Raw genomic sequence first — 6737 nt, 5'->3', positions numbered from 1 at the left:
TTTGGTATTGGATAACCTTGAAACGTTATGCCTTCAATGTCATAACAAGATGCATGATCGTGTGTTTGGCCAGACTAACAAAAAGAAATGGGATGATGAGAAGTGGTGAAGTTAGCAAAGTTAAAGTGTATAACGCCTGTTGTTATTTACGGGAGAAATGAAGATGGCTCTGCTGATCAATGCTTTGAAGAAGGAAAGGAATATCTATTCTGTTTCGATGCAAAGAAGAATGAGATCTTTACCTACAATGATGTGCAGCAGGTTCATTTCTTCTCGCTAGATGATTATTACACGGACAAACATTTTGTTGTTTTATCTCTCGGAGAGGCAGAATCGTTTGGATTAGATGAGTTCAATCTGAATCGAATGAAACGGCTATTCAAGGAACGGTATAATTTCGAAGAATAATTAACTGAGATACCCCCCGGTCAAAAGTTTCACTATTTTTTTGAAACCCGGGGACCGGGGAGGGGCCCAACTGTCTGAAAATATTTGAAAAATAGCCTTTCACATTAGGGGTGTTGGGGGGAGGGGTAGTATGGAGAGAATGAACTTTGAAAAACTAAAAAATCAATTATTAGCACGTATCGATACTGATGATCTACTGGAAGTAAAGAAGGTAAATGATTTAATTCGACTGCATGAATTAGATGCCGAGTGTGATACAGTAATTGATCGTGATGGGATTAGTATTACGATTGAAAACGGAAAACAAAAATTTATCAAAAGCCATCCGAGTATGAATGAAAAAATGAAAATTAACGCTCAAAAGATTGCGCTAGAAAAATCGATTAAGTTTAAATTAAAGGCAACCCCTGCCCCAGCATCAACACCTGTGGAAGGCAAACCAAAGCGTGGTAGTTTAATTTGATAACTTATAACTACGTAGAAGAATATATTTCGATGTGGCGTAACGGCGACACCATTTTAAACAAAGAACGAATCATGCTTATAGAGTGGCTTGAAGCAGACATCCTGACAATGAAGGATGTTTATTTTGATAGTGAACACATAGAAAACTTTATCCAGTTTGCTGATAAATGGTATTTCCCTTTAGAGCCATTTCAAAAATTTATTACATGTTTTATTTTCATGCGTTATAAGGATTCAGATGACTTAGTGTTTGACGAATTTTTTATTTACATGGCACGTGGAGCTGGTAAAAATGGTTTTGTATCAGCACTTGTAAATTACTTCATTAGCGAGCTTCATGGAATTGATTTTTATAATGTATCAATCGTTGCCAACAGTGAGAAACAAGCAAAGACCTCCTTTACAGAAGTCTACAATGCAATAGATATGAATGATGATTTGAAGTCGTATTTCAAGCATCAAAAAGCTGTTATTGAATCAGTTGATACAAAATCAATTTTTCAGTTTCATACGTCCAATGCCAGTACAAAGGATGGTTTGCGTGATGGTTGTGTGGTTTATGATGAAGTGCATGAATATGAAAATAATGATGTAGTCGATGTATTCTCGGGAGGTCTTGGTAAAGTTGAAGACAGCCGGGAATTTTTTATAGGTACAGATGGTTTTGTCCGCGATGGCTTTATTGATCGATTAAAAGAACGCGCATTAAGTATTTTAAAACGTGAAGTTTCGGTAAAAGAGGATTCATTATTCCCATTCATGTGCTGCCTTGATGATGAAGATGAAATGCACGATGTGACTAAATGGCAAAAGGCCAATCCTATGTTTCATCCCCCATTGTCTAGTTACGCCAAAACGCTGTACAAAAAAGTTTTGAAACAATATCGCAAACTCCAAAGTGATTCATCGGGTTATGAAAACTTTATTACGAAGCGTATGAATTTGCCTAAGGTTGATTTAGAAAAGTCAGTAACATCCTGGGAGAAAATCGAAGCAACAAATCAAGAATACGATTTGGAGAAATTAAGGCGGCGCGAATGTATTGGTTGTGTCGACTATGCATCAATAAGGGACTTTGTGGCAACTGGTTTGTTGTTTACGGAAGGGGATAGATTTATCTTGCCGCCAGAGTTAACCCATTCTTTTTTATGTAAACCTTTTGCGGATAAGCATTATGCGTATAGCGGCAATAAGGCAGAAGGAAATAACAAAAAAGATCACCGTAAATTCGCACCTATTAAAAAATGGGAAGATAAAGGGTTTTTAACCGTTCTTCATAAGGATTCGATGGATCCACACATCATTGTGAAATGGTTTGTGGATAAACGGAACGAAGGTTGGAACATCATTAAAATTGTCGGTGATAATTTTAGAATGGAGATTTTGAGGCCTCTTTTCGAAGCAGCAGGATTTGAGGTAGACCCAATACGTAATCCAGATGCAGCTAGCGCGTTGTTAGCACCAAAAATTGAATTAGCATTTGATAACAGTAATGTTATTTTCGGAGATAATCCGGTAATGCGATGGTATACAAACAATGTATTGGTTGTTATCGATCCAAAAGGTAATAAGTTATATCGCAAAAAAGAGGCGGTAAAACGAAAAACGGATGGATTTATGATGTTTTTATACGGTGTTTGGGGATCTAGAGATTTAAAGGATTACGATGTTTCAGATGCTTTAGATGCTTTAGAAGCACTCAATTTTTAGGGAGGGGGTGAAAATGTAAAATGGGTTGGTTAAGTAGCGTTTTAAGAAGAAATAGCGAATTAGAATCCCTGTTTGATTTGGATTTAATTGATGAAACCAGTCATCGGGCCTATTTAAAAAAGATGGCTTTGGAAATCTGCATCAACTTCATCGGCCGGACCATAAGCCAATCGGACTTCCGAGTTATGGTGGAGAACAAGCGCCAGTATAATGATTGGCATTATCTTTTAAATGTGCGGCCAAATACAGATCAAAGTGCTGCGGATTTTTGGCAAAGTTTCATCTACAAATTGATTGATGAAAATGAAGTGCTGGTTGTTTTGACGGATGATAATAATTTGCTAATTGCTGACGATTTTGTCAGGGAAGAATACGCTGTGTATGCAGACATATTCAAAGACGTAACCGTTAAGGGGTATACGTTCAAACGATCATTCCAAATGGACGAGGTTATTTATCTTACTTATAACAATGAGAAACTTTCAAAATTCATGGAAGGAATGTTTGATGATTATGCTGATTTATTTAGTAGAATGATTGAAATTAGCATGAGGAACAATCAGATTCGTGGGACAGTTTCTGTAGAATCAAGCCAGGCCCTTGATGAAAAGAATACAAATAAGCTGCAAAATTTCATTGATAAGTTGTTTAAATCATTTAAGGTAAATTCCATTGCCCTTGTTCCAATGTTGAAAGGTTTTGAATACAACGAAGTATCAAAAGGCGATGTGAAAGGGCAATCCATTGAAGAATTAACCAAATTAAAACGGTCTGTTATTGATGATGTAGCCAATCTGTTAGGGATTCCAATTGCCTTAATTCATGGTGAATTATCTGATTATGAAACTGCTATTAAGGCGTATGTTAGGTTCTCTAATAATCCAATCGTCAAAAAAATACAGGATGAATTAAATGCAAAAATATTTACAAGAGAAGATTTCCTGAAAGGAAAGCGGATTGATGTTTACGGGTTAACCGAGAAGGATCTTATAGAAAATGCCGAGGCTGTTGATAAGTTAGTGGCCTCTGGAGCGTTTACCAGGAATGAGGTGAGGGAGTTGTTTGGTAAAGAACGATCAGACAATCCTGAATTAGATGAATTTGTTATTACTAAAAACTATCAGGCTGCAGGTACTGTGGAAGGAGGTGAGACTAAATGACGAAAAAAATTCAAGCAATCCCTTATAAGTTTTTGAATCAAACCAATGGAGAAGAACATGAAATGATTATTTCAGGTGCCATTGGCAAAAGTGGTTGGTTTTATACGGCTACTAGTGCACAAGATGTTCGTAATGCATTGGCTGAAATTACGGCACCCACAGTGCGAATTAAGTTAAATAGCGGTGGTGGCGATGCTGATCAAGGAGTGGAAATCTACAATTACTTAAAAGACCTGGATAAACATATCGTTGTGGAGGTGACATCGTTGGCCGCATCGGCTGCATCGATAATTGCGATGGGGGCGGATGAGGTGATTATGCGAACTGGATCAAGAATGATGATTCATGAAGCAGCAACCTTTGCATATGGGACTAAACAAGACATCAAGAAAACTCTTAATGCCCTTGAGACATATGATGAATCGATCATATCCATCTATCAACAAAAAACAGGTAATAGCCGTGAGGAAATTGCAAAGTTAATTGAGGCTGAAACCTGGATGACGGCCGAGCAGGCTGTTAAGGATGGCTTCGCTGACAAAGTGGAATATGAACCGAAAGAAGAATCAAAAGAAGGCATTACGGACGAACAATTACAAGAAATCATTAATACTGTTACCAACAATTTAAAACAAAATAATAAACAAAATAATGAACCTCTTCCATCTGTCCCAACTGCGCCTGAGCCAGTTATGACAAAACGTAAAGGGTTCATTTTTTAATCGAAAATACAGGAGGAAAAAAGAATGGTCATGAAATTAAATAATCATACAAAAGCCTATGATGAGGCTAAAAAAGCATATGCACAAGTGGTGAAGAATGAGAGCTCAACTCCCGAGCAAATCGAAGCAGTTTGGAACACCATGCAAGATGAGCTCGTAAATTCCTTAACAACACAAATTACCCAAGCTGTCCAAACGCAAAATGCAGATCAAACGATCTTAGCGGCTCGTGGTGTAAATGTTCTAACATCCGAGGAAACTAAATTTTTCAATGATGTCGTGCAATCGGACGGGTTTACAGACGATATTATTTTGCCGGAAACGACGGTTGACCGTATTTTTGAAGATTTAACATCAGATCATCCATTCTTGTCTGAAATTAATCTGCAGAAAAAAGGCCTTGTAACTCGCATTATTAAGTCCGATCCTTCAGGTGCTGCTGTATGGGGTAAGGTCTTTGGTGAAATCAAGGGACAACTTGAAACAGCATTTAGTGAAGAAAAAGTCACACAATCTAAATTGACGGCATTCGTTGTGCTTCCTAAAGATTTAGACATATTCGGGCCGGCTTGGATTGAGTCTTATGTTCGTACACAAATCTCCGAAACTTTTGCAGTTGCCTTGGAAAATGGATTTATCAATGGCGTAGGTCCTGTTAAAGATCAGCCAATTGGTTTAATTCGGGATTTAGACGCAGCGGTAAGCCAAACAACTGGTCACGCCAAAAAAGCTGTTACCGGTACCCTTACATTTGCTGATTCAAAAACAACAGTAAAGGAACTATCGGAAGTCATGAGTTACCTTTCCACTAAAGCAAATGGGAAATCTGTAAAAATCGGGGGGAAAGTTGTTTTACTTGTTAACCCTATCGACTCCTGGGGAGTAAAAGCTCAATATACTTTCTTGAATGCAAATGGAACGTATGTGACGGCCCTACCGTTTAATTTACGTATTGTAGAATCTGAATTTGTTGAATCCGGTGAGGTCATCGCTTTTGTAAACAACCGGTATGATGCTTATACAGCGGGTGGCGTACAAATTAACAAATTTGATCAAACGCTTGCTTTGGAAGATTGCTATCTTTACACAGCCAAACAATTCGCTTTTGGAAAAGCAGATGATAATAAAGTATCAGCAATTTATACATTATCTATTAATACTCCGGAAGGGTGATTTTGATGGCAAAATATAAAGTGTTAAAAACATTCAAGGATATCCATACCAATGAGGTTTATGAACCTCATCAGGAAATTGAAATGACAGTAAAACGGGCCAAAGAGGTTGAACAAAATCTCGATGATTCTTACTTAAGTAGGGTAGAAGAAAATGAAGATGACAAGTAGGTGATTTGATTGGAAATCACATACGAATTGCTATTGGAGTTCAAAGGACGTATGAAAATTTCACACACGAAAGAGGACGACAATCTTAAAAAGGTGTTGTCCTTTTCATATGCTGCCATAAAAAGAAAGTGTGGAGTGTTTGATATTGAAAAGCATGAAGGCGGAAAAGAACTTGTCTTTGAGCGTGCTCGGTATTCGTATAATGATGCCGTAGAGTATTTTGATGAAAACTTTGCTAGTGAAATAACAGGGTTAGCTCTGGATTTATACGAGGGGGATCCTGATGAAACCAAAGTTTAATCCAAACAAAATTGGCAGCGGTGAGTTAAGGACGCCAGTTTCCTTTTACCAATACACTCCAAACGATGGCCCAGAACCAGGAGAAGGAGCAGTGGTCCAGGTATATGAGTGTTTTGCTGAAGTGTACAGCGCAAGCATGAAAGATATCGAAATTCTCAATTCTGGCAGGGAACAACAGCAGCTAAAATTTATGAATACGAAAAATGCCGTAACTATTAATATTCGCGATTCAATCGGTGAGTATTTTCCCGACACTGAACACTACGCAGAGTTAGAGGATGATCGCTTTTCAAAAATTATAGATGGTCAGCGTCAATACATTCGTTTTAACGTGATTGATGTTCGCCCAGACTTAACCAATAACGATTTTATTACTGTTCTTTTGGCGGTGATCACATGAGTGTGGAATTTAAGGGGTTTGAGGACATCTATAAAAACCTGCAGAATCAATTGTCAGAACAGGCTTTAAGCAGAGTGACCAATAAAGCCTTAATCGCTGGGGCAAAAGAGGTTTCAAAAGCCGTCTCCGATGAATTTGAGGATTTTAAAGATACAGGGGCGTCTCAGGAGGAAATTGTAATAGGTAAAGTAACTAGCAGTAATGGGTATAAATCGGTTTTAGTGGGTTG

At 37.9% G+C, this 6737-nt stretch carries 10 protein-coding genes and 1 pseudogene; all 11 read left to right on the top strand.

The features are described 5' to 3' along the window. The first annotated feature begins 1 nt into the window (after position 1). On the top strand, positions 2-109 hold the full coding sequence (locus tag CVN76_RS30875) for an HNH endonuclease (RefSeq protein ID WP_332850611.1): 108 nt from the start codon (positions 2-4) through the stop codon (positions 107-109). Next, positions 103-408, top strand: a complete 306-nt coding sequence (locus CVN76_RS05895) for a hypothetical protein (RefSeq protein WP_100530128.1) — start codon at positions 103-105, stop codon at positions 406-408. The genes CVN76_RS30875 and CVN76_RS05895 overlap by 7 nt, the downstream gene beginning before the upstream one ends. 130 nt (positions 409-538) lie before the next feature. After that, entirely contained in the window at positions 539-871 is a 333-nt protein-coding gene (locus tag CVN76_RS05890; protein WP_100530596.1) for a hypothetical protein, read from the top strand. Between the two features lie 32 nt (positions 872-903). Then, entirely contained in the window at positions 904-2583 is a 1680-nt protein-coding gene (locus CVN76_RS05885; RefSeq protein ID WP_232732113.1) for a terminase large subunit domain-containing protein, read from the top strand. A 20-nt stretch (positions 2584-2603) separates the two neighbouring features. Then, the gene (locus CVN76_RS05880; protein WP_100530516.1) at positions 2604-3743 is read left to right on the top strand and encodes a phage portal protein; all 1140 of its coding nucleotides are present in this window, start codon (positions 2604-2606) and stop codon (positions 3741-3743) included. Next, positions 3740-4465, top strand: a complete 726-nt coding sequence (locus CVN76_RS05875) for a head maturation protease, ClpP-related (protein WP_100530515.1) — start codon at positions 3740-3742, stop codon at positions 4463-4465. Before CVN76_RS05880 ends, CVN76_RS05875 begins: the two co-directional genes overlap by 4 nt. A gap of 24 nt (positions 4466-4489) precedes the next feature. Beyond that, the gene (locus CVN76_RS05870) at positions 4490-5638 is read left to right on the top strand and encodes a phage major capsid protein (RefSeq protein ID WP_100530514.1); all 1149 of its coding nucleotides are present in this window, start codon (positions 4490-4492) and stop codon (positions 5636-5638) included. A 5-nt stretch (positions 5639-5643) separates the two neighbouring features. Beyond that, entirely contained in the window at positions 5644-5808 is a 165-nt protein-coding gene (locus CVN76_RS31395; RefSeq protein ID WP_198512492.1) for a hypothetical protein, read from the top strand. Positions 5809-5859: 51 nt separating this feature from the next. Further along, a complete protein-coding gene (locus CVN76_RS05865; RefSeq protein WP_083232216.1) occupies positions 5860-6108 on the top strand; it encodes a hypothetical protein in 249 nt (82 codons plus the stop codon). Continuing rightward, the gene (locus CVN76_RS05860) at positions 6092-6508 is read left to right on the top strand and encodes a phage head-tail adapter protein (RefSeq protein ID WP_100530513.1); all 417 of its coding nucleotides are present in this window, start codon (positions 6092-6094) and stop codon (positions 6506-6508) included. Before CVN76_RS05865 ends, CVN76_RS05860 begins: the two co-directional genes overlap by 17 nt. Continuing rightward, a pseudogene (locus tag CVN76_RS05855) lies at positions 6505-6737 on the top strand (hypothetical protein); the annotation flags it as partial. The gene CVN76_RS05860 and the pseudogene CVN76_RS05855, both read left to right, overlap by 4 nt.

This window comes from Bacillus sp. mrc49 (genome assembly GCF_002803435.1).
The sequence above is the reverse complement of the archived record's forward strand: the minus strand, read 5'-3'. Positions and strand labels throughout refer to the sequence as shown.

What these genes read in the sequence shown, in the direction of transcription:
- CVN76_RS05885 (WP_232732113.1), top strand. Translation starts at nt 904, where the DNA reads ATGTGGCGTAACGGCGACACCATTTTAAACAAAGAACGAATCATGCTT.
- CVN76_RS05865 (WP_083232216.1), top strand. Translation starts at nt 5,860, where the DNA reads ATGAAAATTTCACACACGAAAGAGGACGACAATCTTAAAAAGGTGTTG.
- CVN76_RS05890 (WP_100530596.1), top strand. Translation starts at nt 539, where the DNA reads ATGGAGAGAATGAACTTTGAAAAACTAAAAAATCAATTATTAGCACGT.
- CVN76_RS05860 (WP_100530513.1), top strand. Translation starts at nt 6,092, where the DNA reads ATGAAACCAAAGTTTAATCCAAACAAAATTGGCAGCGGTGAGTTAAGG.
- CVN76_RS05875 (WP_100530515.1), top strand. Translation starts at nt 3,740, where the DNA reads ATGACGAAAAAAATTCAAGCAATCCCTTATAAGTTTTTGAATCAAACC.
- CVN76_RS05880 (WP_100530516.1), top strand. Translation starts at nt 2,604, where the DNA reads ATGGGTTGGTTAAGTAGCGTTTTAAGAAGAAATAGCGAATTAGAATCC.
- CVN76_RS31395 (WP_198512492.1), top strand. Translation starts at nt 5,644, where the DNA reads ATGGCAAAATATAAAGTGTTAAAAACATTCAAGGATATCCATACCAAT.
- CVN76_RS05870 (WP_100530514.1), top strand. Translation starts at nt 4,490, where the DNA reads ATGGTCATGAAATTAAATAATCATACAAAAGCCTATGATGAGGCTAAA.